Here is a 17830-nt window from a genome sequence, read left to right as displayed (position 1 = left end):
GTTTACATTGACGCGATCGGTAATTGAAACCGGCGCAGGGAAATACAAACCTTTGCTTACACTTTGCGATGCGCTGTTGCGAATGTTCGCTGGTTTGTTCGCGGATCCGGTTGATATTCTGGCTATCCCAGAGGTATTGATAGGTGGAGTCAACGTCACGTTGACCACTTTACTTACACCAGCCTGCGCAGATGCGCAGGTTTTTTTTTGCCCGCTATCGGCGTTGTTACAGATAGCGAAAATCGTAATACCTCGTTGCACTTAGGCTCACTCCCTTGCGTTTTCCCGCTGGCCCGTTACGGCCAAAAAACGTGACAATCGAGATCCCAGAGGTATTGATAGGTGAGTTTCTCAGGTACGCTCTTCGTACTGAACGTCTTACACCGACCTGCGCGGATGCGCAGGTTTTTTTTATTCCGAAAATCCCCCCGCTGCACTGCTTTCCCATGCCTTCTCGTGTAACCTGCTTTGACTCATCAACCGGTCACATGGAGTTGTTATGCTTTTGGGATTTTTCAGACTGCTGTTCAAGGGGTTATACCGGGTCAGACTGACCGGCGACACGCAGGCTTTATACCAGCAAAAGGTCTTAATCACCCCGAACCACGTCTCTTTCCTCGACGGCATTCTGCTGGCGCTGTTTTTGCCGGTCCGACCGGTTTTTGCGGTCTATACCTCAATCAGCCAGCGCTGGTTTATGCGCGCGCTGACGCCGATTATCGATTTTGTGCCGCTGGACCCGACCAAGCCGATGTCGATCAAACATCTGGTGCGCCTGATTGAGCAGGGGCGGCCGGTGGTTATTTTCCCGGAAGGGCGAATTTCGGTCAGCGGCTCGCTGATGAAAATTTATGACGGCGCCGCCTTTGTCGCCGCCAAATCGCAGGCGACCATTGTGCCGCTGCGTATTGAAGGCGCCGAACTGACACCCTTCAGCCGGCTGAAGGGGCTGGTGAAACGTCGCCTGTTCCCGCGTATTCAGCTGCATCTCCTGCCGCCCACCCATCTGCCGATGCCCGAGGCGCCGCGCGCCCGCGACCGGCGGAAGATCGCCGGGGAGATGCTGCACCAGATCATGATGGAAGCCCGGATGGCGGTGCGCCCGCGGGAAACCCTGTATGAGTCGCTGCTGGCGGCGCAGGACCGCTTCGGCGCGCGCAAACCCTGCGTGGAGGATATCAACTTCCAGCCGGATACCTATCGCAAGCTGCTGACCAAAACCCTGTTTGTCGCCCGCATTCTGGAAAAATACAGCCAGCCGGGCGAGAAGATCGGCCTGATGCTGCCTAACGCCGGCATCAGCGCGGCGGTGATTTTCGGCGCTATCGCCCGCGGGCGTATTCCGGCGATGATGAACTATACCGCCGGGGTGAAAGGGCTCAGCAGCGCGATAGCCGCCGCGGAGCTCAACACCATTTTCACCTCGCGCACCTTCCTCGATAAAGGCAAACTCTGGCACCTGCCGGAGCAACTGACCCAGGTGCGCTGGGTATTCCTGGAAGATCTTAAAGGCGATATCACCCTCGCTGACAAACTGTGGATTTTTGCTCATCTGCTGGCGCCACGTCTGGCGCAGGTTAAGCAGCAGCCGGAAGACGCGGCGATGATCCTCTTCACCTCCGGTTCAGAGGGCAATCCGAAAGGGGTGGTGCACAGCCATAAGAGTCTGCTGTCCAACGTCGAGCAGATCAAAACTATCGCCGACTTTACCGCCAATGACCGCTTTATGTCGGCGCTGCCGCTATTCCACTCTTTTGGCCTCACCGTCGGCCTGCTGACGCCGCTGCTTACCGGGGCGGAAGTGTTTCTCTATCCCAGCCCGCTGCACTATCGCGTGGTGCCGGAGCTGGTCTACGATCGCAACTGTACGGTGCTGTTCGGCACTTCGACCTTCCTCGCCAACTATGCCCGTTTCGCCAATCCGTACGATTTCTACCGCCTGCGCTACGTGGTCGCCGGGGCGGAGAAGCTGCAGGAGAGCACCAAACAGCTGTGGCAGGATAAATTCGGCCTGCGCATTCTCGAAGGCTATGGCGTGACCGAGTGCGCGCCTGTGGTCTCGATTAACGTGCCGATGGCGGCGAAGGTCGGCACCGTGGGCCGCATCCTGCCGGGGATGGACGCCCGCCTGCTGGCGATGCCAGGCATTGATCAAGGGGGGCGGCTGCAGCTGAAAGGGCCGAACATCATGAAAGGCTACCTGCGGGTGGAAAACCCCGGCGTGCTGGAAGCGCCTGCGGCGGAAAACCAGCACGGCGAGATGGAGGCGGGCTGGTATGACACCGGGGATATCGTTACCTTCGACGAGCAGGGCTATGTCCGCATTCAGGGCCGCGCGAAGCGCTTCGCCAAAATCGCCGGCGAGATGATCTCCCTCGAGATGGTGGAGCAGGTGGCCCTCGGCGCGTCGCCGGACAAAATGCACGCCACGGCGATTAAACAGGACGCCAGCAAAGGCGAGGCGTTGGTGCTGTTTACCACCGATAATGAACTGACTCGTGAAGCCCTGCTGCGCTACGCTCGCCAGCAAGGCGTACCGGAGCTGGCGGTGCCGCGAGATATACGCTGGCTGAAACAGCTACCGGTGCTCGGCAGCGGCAAGCCAGACTATGTCACCCTGAAAAATATGGTCGACGAGGCGGAAACAACCCATGAGTGAGTCAGTACATACTAACCCTTCGCTGTACTCGAAAGGGATGGTGGCGGTGATCTGCGCCCAGTTCCTGTCGGCCTTCGGCGACAATGCGCTTCTCTTCGCCACCCTGGCGCTGATGAAGCAGCTCTATTATCCGGAGTGGAGCCAGCCGGTCCTGCAGATGTTGTTTGTGGGCGCTTACATCCTCTTTGCCCCCTTTGTCGGCCAGTTCGCCGATAGCTTTGCCAAAGGCCGGGTGATGATGGTGGCCAACGGCCTGAAACTGCTCGGCGCCGGCTGCATCTGCTTCGGCGTCAATCCGTTTATCGGCTATACGCTGGTGGGGATTGGCGCCGCCGCCTATTCGCCGGCCAAGTATGGCATTCTCGGCGAACTCACCACCGGCGATAAGTTAGTGAAGGCTAACGGACTGATGGAGTCCTCGACCATCGCGGCGATCCTGCTGGGCTCCATGGCCGGCGGGATCCTCTCCGACTGGCACGTGCTGGCGGCGCTGATCGTCTGCGCGCTGGTCTACGGCGGGGCGGTAGTGGCTAACCTGTGGATACCCAGGCTGCCGGCGGCGCGTCCGGGGCAGTCGTGGCGTTTTAAGCCAATGACGCACAGCTTCTTCAGCGCCTGCCGGACGCTGTGGCGCAACGGCGAAACCCGCTTTTCGCTGATGGGCACCAGCCTGTTCTGGGGCGCTGGCGTGACCCTGCGTTTCCTGCTGGTGATCTGGGTGCCGGTGGCGCTGGGCATTACCAGCAACGCCATGCCCACCTATCTTAATGCGATGGTAGCGGTGGGGATTGTGCTGGGTGCCGGGGCGGCGGCGAAGCTGGTGACCCTGGAGACGGTGTCGCGCTGTATGCCGGCCGGGATTTTGATCGGTATCGCGGTGATAGCCTTTGCGGTGCAGCAGTCGCTGCTGCCGGCGTTCGGTCTGCTGCTGCTGCTCGGGGTGTTCGGCGGGTTCTTTATCGTACCGCTGAACGCGCTGCTGCAGGAGCGTGGGAAACATTCGGTCGGGGCAGGTAACGCCATTGCGGTACAGAACCTCGGTGAGAACGTGGCGATGCTGCTGATGCTGGGGCTCTATTCCCTGGCGGTGAGCGTGGGCGTTCCACCGGTCGCCGTGGGGATAGGCTTTGGCGCGGTATTCGCCGTGGCCATCGCCGCGCTGTGGGTCTGGGGGCGGCGTAAATAACCTCCCGGCTTGCGCTGCGCTTGACTGGGCGATGGGGTCGCCAATATCTGCTCTTCGGTAGCCCGGGTAAGGCGTATACGCCTTACCCGGGGCTTTGCTTTCTTACGGCGCCGGGTAGGTATAAACCTGATGCACCGCCTCAATCTCCGCTAATACCTCTTCGCTCAGCTCAAGCTGCAAACTTTCCACGTTGGCCTGCAACTGCGTCATGGTCGTCGCCCCCAGCAGGGTGCTGGCGACAAACGGCTGCCGACGCACAAAGGCCAGCGCCATTTGCGCCGGATCGAGGCCGTGGCGTTTGGCGATATCCACATAGGCCGCTACCGCTTTCTGCGACTGCTCGCTGCTGTAGCGCGTAAAGCGGCTGAACAGCGTATTGCGCGCCCCCGCCGGCTTCGCACCGTTGAGATACTTGCCGGTCAGTGTGCCGAAAGCCAGGCAAGAGTAGGCCAGCAGCTCCACGCCTTCGAACTGACTCACTTCCGCGAGGCCGACTTCAAAGCTGCGGTTCAGCAGGCTGTAAGGATTCTGAATAGTCACGATCCGCGGGAGGTCGTGCTTATCCGCCAGGTGCAGATAACGCATCACGCCGAAGGCGGTTTCGTTCGACACGCCGATGTAGCGGATCTTCCCGGCGCGCTGGAACTCGGTCAGCGCTTCGAGGGTATCCAGCAGCGTCACGGCGGGCGCGGCGTCGGCCCAGGTATAGCCCAGCTTGCCAAAGCAGTTGGTTGGCCGCTGCGGCCAGTGAACCTGATATAAATCGAGATAATCGGTCTGCAGCCGCTTCAGGCTGGCGTGCAGCGCCTCGCGGATATTTTTGCGGTCCAGGACGTGATTGGGCCGAATGCTGCTGTCGTTATTGCGCGCGGGCCCGCTGACTTTGGAGGCGAGCACCAGCTTTTCGCGATTGCCGCGTTTCGCCAGCCAGTTGCCGACGTAGGTTTCAGTCAGCCCCTGGGTTTCCGGGCGCGGCGGGACCGGGTACATTTCGGCGACATCGATCAGGTTGATGCCGTTGGCAACCGCGTAATCGAGCTGCTGGTGGGCATCGGCCTCGCTATTCTGTTCGCCAAAAGTCATGGTTCCCAGCCCGAGGGTGCTGATTTCAAGAGAACTGTGTGGGATACGGTGATACTGCATAGCCAGCTTCCTTTTTATTTATAAGGTCAGGCATTCCCCGACAAAGGAGTATCAACATGGCAGAGGGTGAGAAAAAGAGGAAGTAAAAAATCAAAAAAGCCGGGTGACGAGGAGGGGCGGTGGGTGAAACCCGCGGCGTCCTGGTATATCCCGACTCTTCTCAAAAGACTGGTGGTCGGTAAGCGCAGCGTCAACAGAAGCTGGGGCCGACAGGGAAAGATTAACGCTTAATGATTTGCGAAACGTCGTCACGATTGATCTGCATTTTATTACCCTGCTGATCTTCGTAACTGATTAAACCGGTATCGTCATCCACGGTAGGTTTACCGTCGGTCAGGATCATTCGCCCATCTTTGGTCGCCATGACGTAATCGCTGCTGCAACCGGAAACCGAGAACGCCAGTCCTACGGCGGAAATCAATACTGCCCATTTCTTCATCGTTAACACCTCTTCAGTAGCTGCACCCCATACCCGTCTATTAATAGCCTGATTTGTGAGACATAAAAAGCAGTAAAGTCTGAAAAAGGGTTGCAGCCTGTGACCAGGCTGCAATTTTGTGGTTTACAGCGGGTTTTTCTTATTACGCAGCAGGTTAAGGCTCTCCACCGCGATAGAGAAGAACATGGCGAAATAGATGTATCCCTTCGGCACATGGACGTCGAAGCTTTCCAGCATCAGGGTAAAGCCGACGAGGATCAGAAACGACAGCGCCAGCATTTTCACCGAAGGATGACGGTCAACAAAATCGCCGATGGGTCGCGCGGCGAACATCATCACCCCCACCGCGATCACCACCGCCGCCATCATGATGAACAGATGATCCGACAGGCCGACGGCGGTGATGACGGAATCGAGGCTAAAGATGATATCCAGCAGCATGATCTGCACGATGGCGCCGAGGAAGGAGTGGACGTTGGTCTTCAGCCCCTCCTCTTCACCTTCGATAGATTCATGGATCTCTTTACTGGCTTTCCAGATAAGGAACAGCCCGCCGAGCAGCAAGATCAGATCGCGAAACGAGATCTCCTGACCGAAAACGGTAAAGAGCGGGTTGGTAAGCTTAACGACCCAGGCGATTGAGGCCAGCAGCGCCAGACGCATGACCATCGCGCCCATCAAACCGATCCGGCGCGCATGGGCGCGCTGGGCGGTGGGGAGCTTAGCCACGACCAGAGAGAGGAAAATAATATTGTCGATCCCGAGCACGATCTCCAGCAGCGTCAATGTGCCCAGCGCCAGCCAGGCGTTAGGATCGGTTATCCATGCAAATAACATTGTTCAAAGTCCTGCAAAATAGAAAGCAGCAATTATATGCAACCCCCAACGCAGAACAAAAAATTAATCGTGTTGTAACAAGAAATGGCGGGCAAGCAGAGCGGCGGTAAAATTCTTTTTCAGATAGAAACCGCGCGGCAGCGTGAGGATTGTCTCCCCGCGGGCACCGATGGCTTCGGTCAGCGCCTTGCTGTTGGCGGCTTTCGGTCTTAACTGCAGCACCTCGCCGTGGCGGGCGGTAATGCGCTCTACCTCACCGAGAACAATGAGATCCATCAGCTCTTCCCAGTCCATGCGCAGCTGGCGCTCCTCGTCTTCGTCCGGGCTCCACAGCAGCGGTGCGCCGACGCGCCGCGCCGCCAGCGGGATGGTGCGTTCACCCTCCACCGGGATCCACAGGACGCGCTGCAGCTTATGCCGTACATGGCTGCTCTCCCAGGTGACGCCGCTATTGCCGGTTAACGGGGCGACGCAGACGAAAGTGGTCTCCAGCGGGCGTCCCCGGCTGTCGATGGGGATCGTTTTGAGCTCGACCCCCAGCGCGGCGAAATCCTGCTCGGGTTTACTGCCTGCGCTGGCGCCCAGCCACAGCTCCAGCAGAATGCCCGTCCAGCCTTTATCGCGCTTCAGATCGCGCGGAATGGGGATCCCCGCCAGCGCCGCCAGCTCGCCCAGCGAATAGCCGGCCAGCTGGCGGGCCTGGGCCAACAGCTGTTCCTGACTTTGCGGCGGTGAGGCGAGCGGAGCGATAGCGGGCATAGGGCAATACCTTTGGTTAAAAAGTGAGCGCTAATTTTGCGCGTTGTGGATAGAGTTTACCGTTTTCTGAGTAACTATACCAATCTCATGATTTATATGGCTTTTTAAACTCATCATGCGGCTTATGAAAACGGTGTAAACGGGTTTTCCAGAACTGGTCACTGACAATAAACAGGATCTTACACCATGTTATCCACAGAAAAGTGGGATAACTGGGGAAAAGACTCACTACTGGTTCGATTTACAGCCTTGACGTGCGACGAAAATCGAATTTTTAGAGAAAATCTGCCGGTGGCCTGCGCGTAATCTGTGGATAAAATCGACATTGCTCGATCTTTCATCAGTCGGCGGATCGCATGTGTGATGATCGTCACGTTATGCTGTAATGTGTGAAAGGAATATATTCTAACTTTATGAATATGATACTATTATTTTCAGATGCTAGCGATGCGATGTTCGGATTACTCTGGGTTTTCCCGGGTTAATTCCGTACTTCTTCACAACTCTATCCACAGAAAAAGTGAATAAAATCGGCTGTCACGCGCTTTCATTGTTTATAACTCTGGCAATTACTGTGAGTTATTCAAATGTTATCCGTTCTCAGTGTGCGAACAGAGTGGTTTACCGTTTCCGGCGAGTGTGAAACAATCATTCACATTGAAGCTTATCTTGAGGTAGTCCGGTGATTGATGACGATGGCTACCGCCCAAATGTCGGTATTGTAATCTGTAATCGTCAGGGCCAGGTGATGTGGGCCCGGCGCTATGGTCAGCACTCGTGGCAGTTCCCGCAAGGGGGCATTAATCCAGGAGAATCCGCAGAGCAGGCGATGTATCGGGAATTGTTTGAAGAGGTCGGGTTAAGCCGTAAAGATGTGCGGATCCTGGCCTCAACCCGTAACTGGCTGCGTTACAAGTTGCCTAAACGTTTGGTGCGTTGGGACACAAAGCCGGTTTGTATCGGCCAGAAACAAAAGTGGTTTCTTTTGCAGTTGATCGGCAACGATGCGGACATCAATATGCAAACCAGCAGTACACCTGAATTTGATGGTTGGCGCTGGGTGAGTTACTGGTACCCGGTTCGCCAGGTGGTGTCGTTTAAGCGCGACGTCTACCGCCGGGTGATGAAAGAGTTCGCCAGCGTGACCATGTCGCTGGCGGAGAGCGCACCTAAGCCGCAAAACGCGCCTGCTTATCGACGTAAAAGAGGTTAAGCCACGCACATTATGCTCACTCGGTTGCGAGAAATAGTCGAGAAGGTCGCGAGCGCGCCGCGTTTAAACGAGGCGCTGGATATTCTGGTGACGGATGTCTGCCAGGCGATGGAGACGGAAGTCTGCTCGGTTTACCTGGCTGACAATGACCGACGCTGCTATTACCTGATGGCCACCCGCGGGTTAAAAAAACCTCGCGGGCGCACCGTTGCGCTGGCGTTCGATGAAGGCCTGGTGGGGCTGGTTGGCCGCCTGGCGGAACCCATCAACCTCGCCGATGCGCAAAAACACCCCAGCTTCAAATATATCCCCGCCGTCAAAGAGGACCGCTTCCGCGCCTTCCTTGGCGTGCCGATCATTCAGCGCCGCCAGCTGCTGGGCGTGCTGGTGGTCCAGCAGCGCGAGCTGCGTCAGTTTGATGAAAGCGAAGAGTCTTTCCTCGTCACCCTCGCCACCCAGATGGCGGCGATCCTCTCCCAGTCCCAGCTGAACGCCCTGTTCGGCCAGTATCGTCAAACGCGCATTCGCGCTCTGCCGGCCTCTTCCGGGGTGGCGATCGCCGAGGGCTGGATGGACGTCAGCCTGCCGCTGATGGAGCAGGTGTATGAAGCCTCGACGCTGGACACCGCCTCGGAACGCGAACGCCTGACCGGTGCGCTGGAAGAGGCGGCCAACGAGTTTCGTCGCTACAGCAAACGCTACGCCGCCGGGGCGCAAAAAGAGACGGCGGCGATCTTCGATCTCTACTCGCACCTGCTCTCTGACGCCCGCCTGCGTCGCGAGCTGTTTGCCGAAGTTGACAAAGGCGCCGTCGCCGAGTGGGCCGTCAAAAAGATCATTGAGAAGTTCGCCGAACAGTTTGCCGCGCTGAGCGACGGCTATTTGAAAGAGCGGGCCGGCGATCTGCGTACCCTGGGCCAGCGTCTGCTGTTCCATCTCGACGACAGTATTCAGGGGCCCAACACCTGGCCGGCGCGCATTATCCTCGTGGCGGACGAGCTGTCGGCCACCACCCTCGCCGAAGTGCCGCAGGATCGCCTGGCCGGCGTGGTGGTGCGCGATGGCGCCGCCAACTCCCATGCCGCTATTATGGTGCGGGCCCTCGGCATCCCAACGGTGATGGGCGCCGATATTCAGCCCTCGCTGCTGCATGGCCATACGCTGATTGTCGATGGCTATCGCGGTGAACTGCTGGTGGATCCTGAACCTGTCCTGTTGCAGGAGTATCAGCGCCTTATCAGCGAAGAGAACGAACTCAGCCGCCTGGCGGAGGACGATCTCCAGCGCGCGTCGGAGCTGAAAAGCGGCGAGCGGGTGAAAGTCATGCTTAACGCCGGCTTAAGCCCCGAGCACGAAGAGAAGCTCGGCAGCTTTGTTGACGGCATTGGCCTCTACCGCACCGAAATTCCCTTTATGCTGCAGAGCGGCTTCCCCTCAGAAGAGGAGCAGGTCGCCCAGTATCAGGGCATGCTGCAGATGTTTAACAGCAAACCGGTGACCCTGCGTACCCTGGACATCGGCGCGGATAAACAGCTGCCGTATATGCCGATCAGCGAAGAGAACCCGTGCCTCGGCTGGCGCGGGATCCGCATCACCCTCGATCAGCCGGAGATCTTTTTGATCCAGGTGCGGGCGATGCTGCGCGCCAACGCCGCCACCGGCAACCTCAGCATTTTGCTGCCGATGGTGACCAGTCTGGAGGAGGTGGATGAGGCCCGTCGGCTGATCGATCGCGCCAGCCGGGAAGTGGAAGAGATGATCGGCTACGCCATCCCACGTCCGCGCCTGGGGGTGATGCTGGAGGTCCCGTCGATGGTCTTTATGCTGCCGCAGCTGGCCAGCCGGATCGATTTTATCTCGGTAGGGACGAACGACCTGACCCAGTACCTGCTGGCCGTCGACCGCAACAATACCCGGGTCGCCAGCATGTATGACAGCCTGCATCCTGCGGTATTGCGTGCGCTGGCGATGATCGCCCATGACGCGGAGCGCTTTGGCATCGATCTGCGCCTGTGCGGCGAGATGGCGGGCGACCCGATGTGCGTGACGATCCTTATCGGCCTCGGTTACCGCCATCTGTCGATGAACGGCCGCTCGGTGGCGAGGGTGAAGTATCTGCTGCGCCGCATTGATATCGAAGAGGCGCAGGAGCTGTCGCGTCGCAGCCTCGATGCGCAGATGACCGCCGAGGTGCGCCATCAGGTGGCGGCCTTTATGGAGCGTCGCGGTCTCGGCGGCCTGATCCGCGGCGGGCGGTAGCGCCAGCCCGGGTGAGGCGTAAGCCGTAACCCGGGGATCCTCTGCTCGCACCCTCCGGCAAAGTAGGGTACCGCCGGGAAAACGGCATTCTGTTAGCATCCGTATACATATCTTTTACACGTTCGGCGCGGATCGCTCTTGTGGCTTATGCTATGATTCGCCTCCTTCGGCGTGCCCGTTTTGTTCGGGTATGGATCATCACCGCTGTCCACTTTCGGCGGAATAACAAGTCTTTATGGTGACAGATGAATAGTGGCTACCTGCATTTTCCGGAGTTCGATCCGGTCATTTTTTCTCTAGGCCCGGTCTCCCTCCACTGGTACGGTTTGATGTACCTGGTGGGCTTTGTCTTTGCGATGTGGCTGGCCACCCGTCGGGCGAATCGTCCGGGCAGCGGCTGGACGAAAAATGAAGTGGAAAACCTGCTCTACGCGGGCTTCCTCGGCGTCTTCCTGGGCGGCCGTATCGGCTACGTGCTGTTTTACAACCTGCCGGTATTTCTTGCCGATCCGCTGTATCTGTTCCGCGTCTGGGACGGCGGCATGTCGTTCCACGGCGGCCTGATCGGCGTGATCCTGGTGATGATTATCTTCGCCAGACGCACCAAACGCACCTTCTTCCAGGTCTCCGATTTTATCGCGCCGCTGATCCCGTTTGGTCTTGGCGCCGGGCGTCTGGGCAACTTTATCAACGGCGAGCTGTGGGGCCGCGTAGACCCGAGCTTCCACTACACGATGATTTTCCCGGGCTCCCGTGCCGAAGACCTGGCGCTGCTGCCGACGCATCCGGAATGGCAATCGCTGTTCGATACCTACGGCGCGCTGCCGCGTCACGCGTCGCAGCTGTACGAGCTGGCGCTGGAAGGCGTGGTACTGTTCCTGATCCTCAACCTGTTTATCCGTAAACCGCGCCCAACCGGCTCCGTTTCCGGCCTGTTCCTGATTGGCTACGGCCTGTTCCGCATCATCGTGGAATTCTTCCGCCAGCCCGACGCCCAGTTCACCGGCGGCTGGGTGCAGTACATCAGTATGGGGCAGATTCTTTCGATCCCGATGGTGCTTGCGGGTATCATTATGATGGTTTGGGCTTACCGCCACCGTCCGCAGCAACAGAATTCTTGAGGAACCATGAAACAGTATCTTGATTTGATGCAGAAAGTGCTCACCGAGGGCACGCCAAAAAATGACCGCACCGGCACTGGCACGATCTCCATTTTCGGCCATCAGATGCGTTTTAACCTGCAGGAAGGCTTCCCGCTGGTGACCACCAAGCGCTGTCATTTACGCTCCATCATCCATGAGCTGCTGTGGTTCCTGCAGGGCGACACCAACATCGCCTATCTGCACGAGAACAACGTCACCATCTGGGACGAGTGGGCGGATGAGAATGGCGACCTGGGGCCGGTCTACGGCAAACAGTGGCGTTCCTGGCCTGCGCCGGACGGCCGCCATATCGACCAGATCAGCACGGTGATGAACCAGCTGAAAAACGACCCGGACTCCCGCCGGATCATCGTCTCGGCATGGAACGTCGGCGAGCTGGATAAAATGGCGCTGGCGCCGTGCCACGCCTTCTTCCAGTTCTACGTCGCCGACGGCAAGCTCTCCTGCCAGCTGTATCAGCGTTCCTGCGATGTGTTCCTCGGCCTGCCGTTCAATATCGCCAGCTATGCGCTGCTGGTGCATATGGTGGCGCAGCAGTGCGATCTGCAGGTCGGTGATTTCGTCTGGACCGGCGGAGACACCCATCTGTACAGCAACCATCTTGAGCAGACCAACCTGCAGCTAAGCCGCGAACCGCGTCCGCTGCCGAAGCTGGTCATCAAACGCAAGCCGGCGTCTATCTTCGACTACCGCTTTGAAGACTTCGAGATTGAAGGTTACGATCCGCACCCGGGCATTAAAGCGCCGGTGGCGATTTAACCCCCAGCAGAGATGACTAACCGGCGCCCGATGGCGCCGGTTTTTTTATGCCCTTCGCACCACCCGATGGGAGCGCTTTCCGTTACCACCGGGAGAAGGTTGTTTTCACCTGCCCCAGGCCACAGGTGGTTGCGGTGGGCGAAGTTGGGTAGACGCTCGCAAAAAAATGTCCTTCTGTCGAGTATGCAAAGCTTTTTTGCGTATCTGGCCGGGAAAGCTATTTTCCGTCGTCGCGCCAGAGCCAATCGCCGCGGCATACTCGACGCCATGAACAGAGAACATGGCTACACCCTGATGGAAACCCTGGTAACGCTGACACTGATGATGATCCTCAGCGTCGGCGGCCTGTACGGCTGGCAGCGCTGGCAGCAGCAGCAACGACTGTGGCAAACCGCCGTCCAGGTGCGGGATTTTCTGCTCTTTCTGCGCGATGACGCCAACGCCTACAACCGGGACCGCGTGCTTCGCGTCGGCCTGGACGAAGTGGGCTGGTGCCTGAGCGCGGATGGGGAGGGGCCTGACTGCGCCTCGGGGACATCCTTCACGCTGCGCCCGCGCTGGCCGGGGATCACGCTGGCTGGCGTTACGCCTGGTCTGGGGTTTTATGGTCTGCGCAGCACCGCCTGGGCGGGGAATCTGCGGCTGCAGAGCGCGGCCGGCAGCTGGAGCATTGTGATCTCACACTGGGGGCGGATTCGTTTATGCCGCAGCGACAGCGCAGGAGGGTGTCAGTGAGCCGCCGCGGATTTTCCCTGGCGGAGGCGCTTATCGCCATGGCCATTGGCTCGCTGCTGCTGATGGGGGCCTGCCGCTTTCTGCCTGCCCTGCAGCGTCATATTCTGCGCCAGGGCGAACAGCTGGCCCTGGAGAACGAGCTGTGGCAGCGCGTGCATGCCGTGGGAAAACATCTGCAGCGCGCCGGGTACTGCCGGGGAGCGTGCGGCGGAGCCGGGCTGGAGCTAGCCGCTGGCGGGGAGTGTCTGATTGTGCGCTGGGATGCGAACAGCAACGGGAGATGGGAAACCTCCCCCGCGGCAGCGGCGGAGAGCACCGGCTTTCGCCTGCGCGACGGCGCGCTGGAGACCCTGCGCGGGGCCAGCGACTGCCGCGGCGGCGGATGGGAGAAAATCACCAACCCGGCCGCCATCGTGGTGACGCGCTTCTCGGTACAACGTCAGGTCACCCCGGGCTTCGCGCCGGAGCTGAGCGTGACGCTGGCGGCGCGCTCCGCGCAACAGACGGGCCTGACGAGCGAGGTTGAGCAGCGGGTGACGGGGTATAACCTGTGATCCGCCAGCGTGGAATGTCGTCGCTGCTGATGGTGCTCCTGTTGCTGACCCTCGGCAGCCTGTTACTCGAGGGGCTTAACCTGCAGCAGCGGGCGCTGCTGGCGCAAACCGCCAGCGAAACGCAAGCGATCCGCGATACGGCGATAGCCCATTCCGCGCTGCAGTGGGGAAAACAGCAGGTCTGGTCGGCGCAGGTGGCGCTGGCCTGCCGGGAGCAGGCGCCGCAGGGCTGGCGCGCCTGTCTGCGTATCTTCGGCGACGGTTCACTGCTGCTCAGCAGCGCCAGCGGCGAGGTGCAGGTCTGGCAGTCCGGCGAGGTGCGCGGCGGGCAGGTGCGTTTTTCCGCCCACGGCTGGAGCGATTTTTGCCCGCTCAGAGAGGCGAGCTTATGTCAAATGCCCTGAAGCGTCAGCGGGGGTTTAGCCTGCCGGAGACCGTGCTGGCGATGGCGCTGATGGTGCTGACGGTCACCGCGCTGGGCGGCTATCAGCGCGGAATGGCGCAAGGAATTGTCCAGTTGAACCAGACCCGTCAACTGTGGCGCGACGCGTGGCGCTATAGTCAGCTCTCCGCGCCGCCGTCGCCGGCACGCGGGCAGGTAAGCCGTATGCAGACATCGAGGCAAAGATGTGTCAGCATCACGGTAACGATCAGTAGACCCGTTGCAAAGCGGGTGCAGATGACCCGGCTGCATTGCCCGGTCAGCCAGTAGTCAGGAGCAATTATGTTAAGGGTATACCACTCAAACCGGCTGGATGTTCTCGAGGCGTTGATGGAGTTTATCGTCGAGCGCCAGCGGCTGGATGACCCTTTTCAGGCCGAAATGGTGCTGGTGCAGAGTACCGGCATGGCGCAGTGGCTGCAGATGACTCTGGCCGCGCGCTTCGGGATTGCCGCCAATATCGAGTTCCCGCTGCCAGCGAGCTTTATCTGGGATATGTTCGTGCGCGTCCTGAAAGATATTCCGGGCGAAAGCGCCTTCAGCAAGCAGAGCATGAGCTGGAAGCTGATGACCCTCCTGCCGCAGCACCTGGAGGAAGACGATTTTATCCTGCTGCGCCAGTATCTGAGTGATGACGGCGACAAGCGCAAGCTGTTTCAGCTGGCCGCCCGGGTGGCGGACCTCTATGACCAGTACCTCGTCTATCGCCCGGAGTGGCTGATGCGCTGGGAGGCCGGCCAGCGGGTGGAAGGTCTCGGCGATGCCCAGCAGTGGCAGGCGCCGCTGTGGCAGGCGCTGGTGAGCTATACCGCCGAGCTGGGGCAGCCGCAGTGGCACCGCGCCAATCTCTACCAGCGCTTTATCAGTACCCTGGAAAAAGCGGACGAACCGCCCGCCGGGCTGCCGTCGCGCGTCTTCATCTGCGGGATTTCCGCGCTGCCGCCGGTCTATCTTCAGGCGCTGCAGGCGCTGGGTAAGCATGTCGATGTCTATGTCTTGTTTACCAACCCCTGCCGCTACTACTGGGGAGACATTAAGGATCCGGCGTTCCTGGCGAAGCTGCTGTCGCGCCAGCGGCGCCATCACCGCGAGGCGCGCGCGCTACCTCTGTTTCGCGACACCGAGCAGGCGCCGGGGTTGTTTAATGACGCCGGGGAACAGGATGTCGGCAACCCGTTGCTCGCCTCCTGGGGCAAACTGGGGCGCGACTATATCTACCTGCTGGCAGGGCTGGAGCGCTATGAGGAACTGGACGCTTTTGTCGACATCGCCCCCGATAACCTGTTGCATAACCTGCAATCGGATATCCTCGAACTGCGCAACGCGGCGGTGGCCGGGCAGAGCGCAGAGGCATTCGCCCACAGTCGCGACAAACGTCCGCTGGCGCTGGATGACCGCAGTCTGAGCATTCACGTCTGCCACAGTCCGCAGCGCGAAGTGGAGGTTCTGCACGATAGGCTACTGGCGATGCTGGAGGCGGATCCGACGCTCACGCCGCGGGATATCATCGTCATGGTGGCGGATATCGACAGCTACAGCCCCTATATACAGGCGGTGTTTGGCGCAGCCAGCGGCGATCGCTGGCTGCCGTGGGCGATCTCCGACCGTCGCGCCCGAGAGTCGCACCCGGTGCTGCAGGCGTTTATCACGCTGCTCTCGCTGCCGGACAGCCGCTTCGCCAGTGAAGATGTGCTGGCGCTGCTGGACGTCCCGGTGCTGGCGGCGCGCTTTAATATCACGGAAGAAGGGCTGCGCTACCTGCGCCAGTGGGTGAACGAGTCCGGCGTCCGCTGGGGAATGGATGACGACAACGTCCGTGAGCTGGATCTGCCGGCGACCGGGCAGCATACCTGGCGGTTCGGCCTCACCCGCATGCTGTTGGGCTACGCGATGGACAGCCGCGAGGGAGAATGGCAGTCGGTGCTGCCGTATGACGAATCCAGCGGTTTGATCGCCGAGCTGGTGGGCAACCTCGCATCGCTGCTGATGCAGCTTAATCTGTGGCGACGCGGCCTGGCCCAGCAGCGGCCGCTGGCGGAGTGGCTGCCGGTCTGTCGCGATCTGCTGAATGACTTTTTCCTGCCGGACAGCGAGACCGAAGCGGCGCTGGCGCTGATTGAGCAGCAGTGGCTGGCGGTTATTGATAGCGGTCTGGAGGCGCAGTATGGCGAGCAGGTGCCGCTGACGCTGCTGCGCGATGAGCTGGCCCAGCGCCTCGATCAGCAGCGGATCAGCCAGCGCTTTCTTGCCGGCCCGGTCAATATCTGTACCCTGATGCCGATGCGTTCGATCCCCTTTAAGGTGGTGTGCCTGCTGGGGATGAATGACGGGGTTTATCCGCGCACGCTACCGCCGCTGGGCTTTGATTTAATGAGCCAGAAGCCGCAGCGCGGCGACCGCAGCCGGCGCGATGATGACCGCTATCTGTTCCTCGAAGCGCTGATGTCCGCCGAGCAGACGCTGTATATCAGCTATATCGGCCGTTCGATCCAGGACAACAGCGAGCGTTTTCCTTCGGTGCTGGTGCAGGAGCTGGTGGATTATATCGGCCAGAGCCACTGTCTCGCCGGTGACGAAGAGCTTGACTGCGACGCCAGCGAAGCGCGGGTTAAAGCCCACATCACCCATCTGCATACGCGCATGCCGTTCGACGTTGCCAATTTCCAGGAAGACGAGAACAAGAGCTACGCTCGTGAATGGCTGGCGGCCGCCGGCCAGCAGGGAGAGGCGCATAGCGATTTTATACAGCCGCTCACCGCGCCGCCGATTGACAGCCTGCCGTTCGATCAGCTTCTGCGCTTCTGGCAGCACCCGGTACGCGCGTTCTTTCAGCAGCGTTTGCGGGTCAATTTCCGCGCCGAAGAGGACGATATTCCAGACGACGAGCCGTTCACTCTTGAAGGGCTGAGCCGTTATCAACTGAATCAGCAACTGCTCAATACGCTTATTGAGGAGCAGGACGTCTCGGCTATGTTCCGCCGCTTTCGCGCCGCCGGCGAGCTGCCGTATGGCGCCTTTGGCGAGCTGGTCTGGGAGACGCAGCGCCTGGAGATGCAGGCGCTGGCCGAGCGGGTGATGGCCGAGCGCCAGCAGGCGCAGAGCATGGAGATCGATCTGCGGTGCGGCGGCGTGAACCTGACCGGCTGGCTGCAGCAGGTGCAGCCGGACGGTCTGCTGCGCTGGCGGCCTTCGCTGCTGAGCGTCTCCCAGGGGATGCAACTTTGGCTGGAACACCTTGTCTACTGCACCAGCGGCGGCACCGGCGAGAGCCGGCTGTTTGTGCGGAAAGAGGGAGAGTGGCGCTTTCCGGCGCTGGCGCCCGCCGAGGCGCAGGCGTACCTTAACGAGCTGGTGGATGGCTATTTGCTGGGGATGTCGCAGCCGCTGCTGCTGCTGCCGGAAAGCGGTGGCGCCTGGCTGAAAGCCTGTTACGACGCCGAAAAGGATGTCATCTTAATGGACGAAGAGACGCAGCAGAAAGCGCGGAGCAAATTCCTGCAGACCTACGAAGGGAACATGGTGGTCAGCGGGGAGGGCGCCGATATCTGGTATCAACGCCTGTGGCGTTCGCTGGAGCCGGCGCATTACGAAGAAATCATTGCCCAGACGCAGCGTTATCTGTTACCGCTATATCGTTACCATCGGTCCACACAAATTTAAATAGTATAAAAATTGCGCACTG

General features: G+C 59.8%; 16 protein-coding genes. 11 read left to right on the top strand and 5 right to left on the bottom strand.

Annotated features, from left to right (window positions below):
* Window positions 1–499: 499 nt before the first annotated feature.
* Together aas and lplT are read left to right on the top strand one after the other, a co-directional pair.
* Window positions 500–2659, top strand: coding sequence for a bifunctional acyl-ACP--phospholipid O-acyltransferase/long-chain-fatty-acid--ACP ligase (aas, locus tag HMPREF3140_RS17170; RefSeq protein ID WP_032412312.1), 2160 nt, complete (start codon window positions 500–502; stop codon window positions 2657–2659).
* Window positions 2652–3845 (top strand): lysophospholipid transporter LplT, encoded by a 1194-nt coding sequence (lplT, locus tag HMPREF3140_RS17165; RefSeq protein ID WP_032412310.1) that lies wholly within the window; start codon window positions 2652–2654, stop codon window positions 3843–3845. The genes aas and lplT overlap by 8 nt, the downstream gene beginning before the upstream one ends.
* Window positions 3846–3947: 102 nt before the next feature.
* Here the strand turns inward: lplT and HMPREF3140_RS17160 are convergent, their stop codons facing one another.
* The 5 genes from HMPREF3140_RS17160 to HMPREF3140_RS28855 form a co-directional block, all read right to left on the bottom strand.
* Complete coding sequence (locus HMPREF3140_RS17160; RefSeq protein ID WP_002915975.1) at window positions 3948–4988, bottom strand: NADP(H)-dependent aldo-keto reductase; 1041 nt, start codon at window positions 4986–4988, stop codon at window positions 3948–3950.
* Between the two features lie 220 nt (window positions 4989–5208).
* Window positions 5209–5427, bottom strand: coding sequence for a YgdI/YgdR family lipoprotein (locus HMPREF3140_RS17155; protein ID WP_002915974.1), 219 nt, complete (start codon window positions 5425–5427; stop codon window positions 5209–5211).
* Window positions 5428–5550: 123 nt separating this feature from the next.
* A complete protein-coding gene (locus tag HMPREF3140_RS17150) occupies window positions 5551–6264 on the bottom strand; it encodes a TerC family protein (protein ID WP_002915973.1) in 714 nt (237 codons plus the stop codon).
* Window positions 6265–6327: 63 nt separating this feature from the next.
* A complete protein-coding gene (gene mutH, locus HMPREF3140_RS17145) occupies window positions 6328–7023 on the bottom strand; it encodes a DNA mismatch repair endonuclease MutH (protein ID WP_004143967.1) in 696 nt (231 codons plus the stop codon).
* Between the two features lie 85 nt (window positions 7024–7108).
* Window positions 7109–7252, bottom strand: a complete 144-nt coding sequence (locus HMPREF3140_RS28855) for a hypothetical protein (RefSeq protein ID WP_004218186.1) — start codon at window positions 7250–7252, stop codon at window positions 7109–7111.
* Window positions 7253–7705: 453 nt separating this feature from the next.
* On the opposite strand from HMPREF3140_RS28855, the gene rppH reads away from it, so the two are divergent.
* The 9 genes from rppH (at window position 7706) to recC (ending at window position 17808) form a co-directional block, all read left to right on the top strand.
* On the top strand, window positions 7706–8236 hold the full coding sequence (gene rppH / locus HMPREF3140_RS17135) for an RNA pyrophosphohydrolase (RefSeq protein WP_002915936.1): 531 nt from the start codon (window positions 7706–7708) through the stop codon (window positions 8234–8236).
* A gap of 12 nt (window positions 8237–8248) precedes the next feature.
* Window positions 8249–10495, top strand: coding sequence for a phosphoenolpyruvate--protein phosphotransferase (ptsP, locus tag HMPREF3140_RS17130; RefSeq protein ID WP_002915935.1), 2247 nt, complete (start codon window positions 8249–8251; stop codon window positions 10493–10495).
* A gap of 245 nt (window positions 10496–10740) precedes the next feature.
* On the top strand, window positions 10741–11616 hold the full coding sequence (lgt, locus tag HMPREF3140_RS28375) for a prolipoprotein diacylglyceryl transferase (RefSeq protein ID WP_002915934.1): 876 nt from the start codon (window positions 10741–10743) through the stop codon (window positions 11614–11616).
* 6 nt (window positions 11617–11622) lie between these two features.
* On the top strand, window positions 11623–12417 hold the full coding sequence (gene thyA, locus HMPREF3140_RS28370) for a thymidylate synthase (protein WP_002915933.1): 795 nt from the start codon (window positions 11623–11625) through the stop codon (window positions 12415–12417).
* Window positions 12418–12600: 183 nt separating this feature from the next.
* Window positions 12601–13152, top strand: coding sequence for a prepilin peptidase-dependent protein (locus HMPREF3140_RS17115; protein ID WP_023286841.1), 552 nt, complete (start codon window positions 12601–12603; stop codon window positions 13150–13152).
* Window positions 13149–13706 (top strand): prepilin peptidase-dependent protein, encoded by a 558-nt coding sequence (locus tag HMPREF3140_RS17110; protein ID WP_004143963.1) that lies wholly within the window; start codon window positions 13149–13151, stop codon window positions 13704–13706. The genes HMPREF3140_RS17115 and HMPREF3140_RS17110 overlap by 4 nt, the downstream gene beginning before the upstream one ends.
* Window positions 13703–14110 carry a DUF2509 family protein gene (locus tag HMPREF3140_RS17105; protein WP_021312855.1) on the top strand — a complete coding sequence of 136 codons (408 nt, stop codon included), beginning with the start codon at window positions 13703–13705 and terminating at the stop codon, window positions 14108–14110. The genes HMPREF3140_RS17110 and HMPREF3140_RS17105 overlap by 4 nt, the downstream gene beginning before the upstream one ends.
* On the top strand, window positions 14095–14418 hold the full coding sequence (locus HMPREF3140_RS17100) for a prepilin-type N-terminal cleavage/methylation domain-containing protein (RefSeq protein WP_002915888.1): 324 nt from the start codon (window positions 14095–14097) through the stop codon (window positions 14416–14418). Before HMPREF3140_RS17105 ends, HMPREF3140_RS17100 begins: the two co-directional genes overlap by 16 nt.
* A 12-nt stretch (window positions 14419–14430) precedes the next feature.
* Window positions 14431–17808 carry an exodeoxyribonuclease V subunit gamma gene (gene recC, locus HMPREF3140_RS17095; RefSeq protein ID WP_032412307.1) on the top strand — a complete coding sequence of 1126 codons (3378 nt, stop codon included), beginning with the start codon at window positions 14431–14433 and terminating at the stop codon, window positions 17806–17808.
* Window positions 17809–17830 lie beyond the last annotated feature (22 nt).

The sequence above is a fragment of the Klebsiella sp. HMSC16A12 genome, assembly GCF_001808265.1.
GTDB classification, from domain to species: domain Bacteria; phylum Pseudomonadota; class Gammaproteobacteria; order Enterobacterales; family Enterobacteriaceae; genus Klebsiella; species Klebsiella pneumoniae.
Note: the sequence above shows the minus strand (reverse complement) of the source record. Positions and strands in the feature narration are given on the sequence as shown.

Bases quoted from the DNA above. Each gene is read 5' to 3' on its own strand.
- HMPREF3140_RS17100 (WP_002915888.1), top strand. From the start codon at position 14,095: ATGTCAAATGCCCTGAAGCGTCAGCGGGGGTTTAGCCTGCCGGAGACC.
- recC (WP_032412307.1), top strand. From the start codon at position 14,431: ATGTTAAGGGTATACCACTCAAACCGGCTGGATGTTCTCGAGGCGTTG.
- ptsP (WP_002915935.1), top strand. From the start codon at position 8,249: ATGCTCACTCGGTTGCGAGAAATAGTCGAGAAGGTCGCGAGCGCGCCG.
- HMPREF3140_RS17150 (WP_002915973.1), bottom strand. From the start codon at position 6,264: ATGTTATTTGCATGGATAACCGATCCTAACGCCTGGCTGGCGCTGGGC.
- aas (WP_032412312.1), top strand. From the start codon at position 500: ATGCTTTTGGGATTTTTCAGACTGCTGTTCAAGGGGTTATACCGGGTC.
- HMPREF3140_RS17115 (WP_023286841.1), top strand. From the start codon at position 12,601: ATGCAAAGCTTTTTTGCGTATCTGGCCGGGAAAGCTATTTTCCGTCGT.
- lgt (WP_002915934.1), top strand. From the start codon at position 10,741: ATGAATAGTGGCTACCTGCATTTTCCGGAGTTCGATCCGGTCATTTTT.
- HMPREF3140_RS17160 (WP_002915975.1), bottom strand. From the start codon at position 4,988: ATGCAGTATCACCGTATCCCACACAGTTCTCTTGAAATCAGCACCCTC.
- lplT (WP_032412310.1), top strand. From the start codon at position 2,652: ATGAGTGAGTCAGTACATACTAACCCTTCGCTGTACTCGAAAGGGATG.
- mutH (WP_004143967.1), bottom strand. From the start codon at position 7,023: ATGCCCGCTATCGCTCCGCTCGCCTCACCGCCGCAAAGTCAGGAACAG.
- thyA (WP_002915933.1), top strand. From the start codon at position 11,623: ATGAAACAGTATCTTGATTTGATGCAGAAAGTGCTCACCGAGGGCACG.
- HMPREF3140_RS17155 (WP_002915974.1), bottom strand. From the start codon at position 5,427: ATGAAGAAATGGGCAGTATTGATTTCCGCCGTAGGACTGGCGTTCTCG.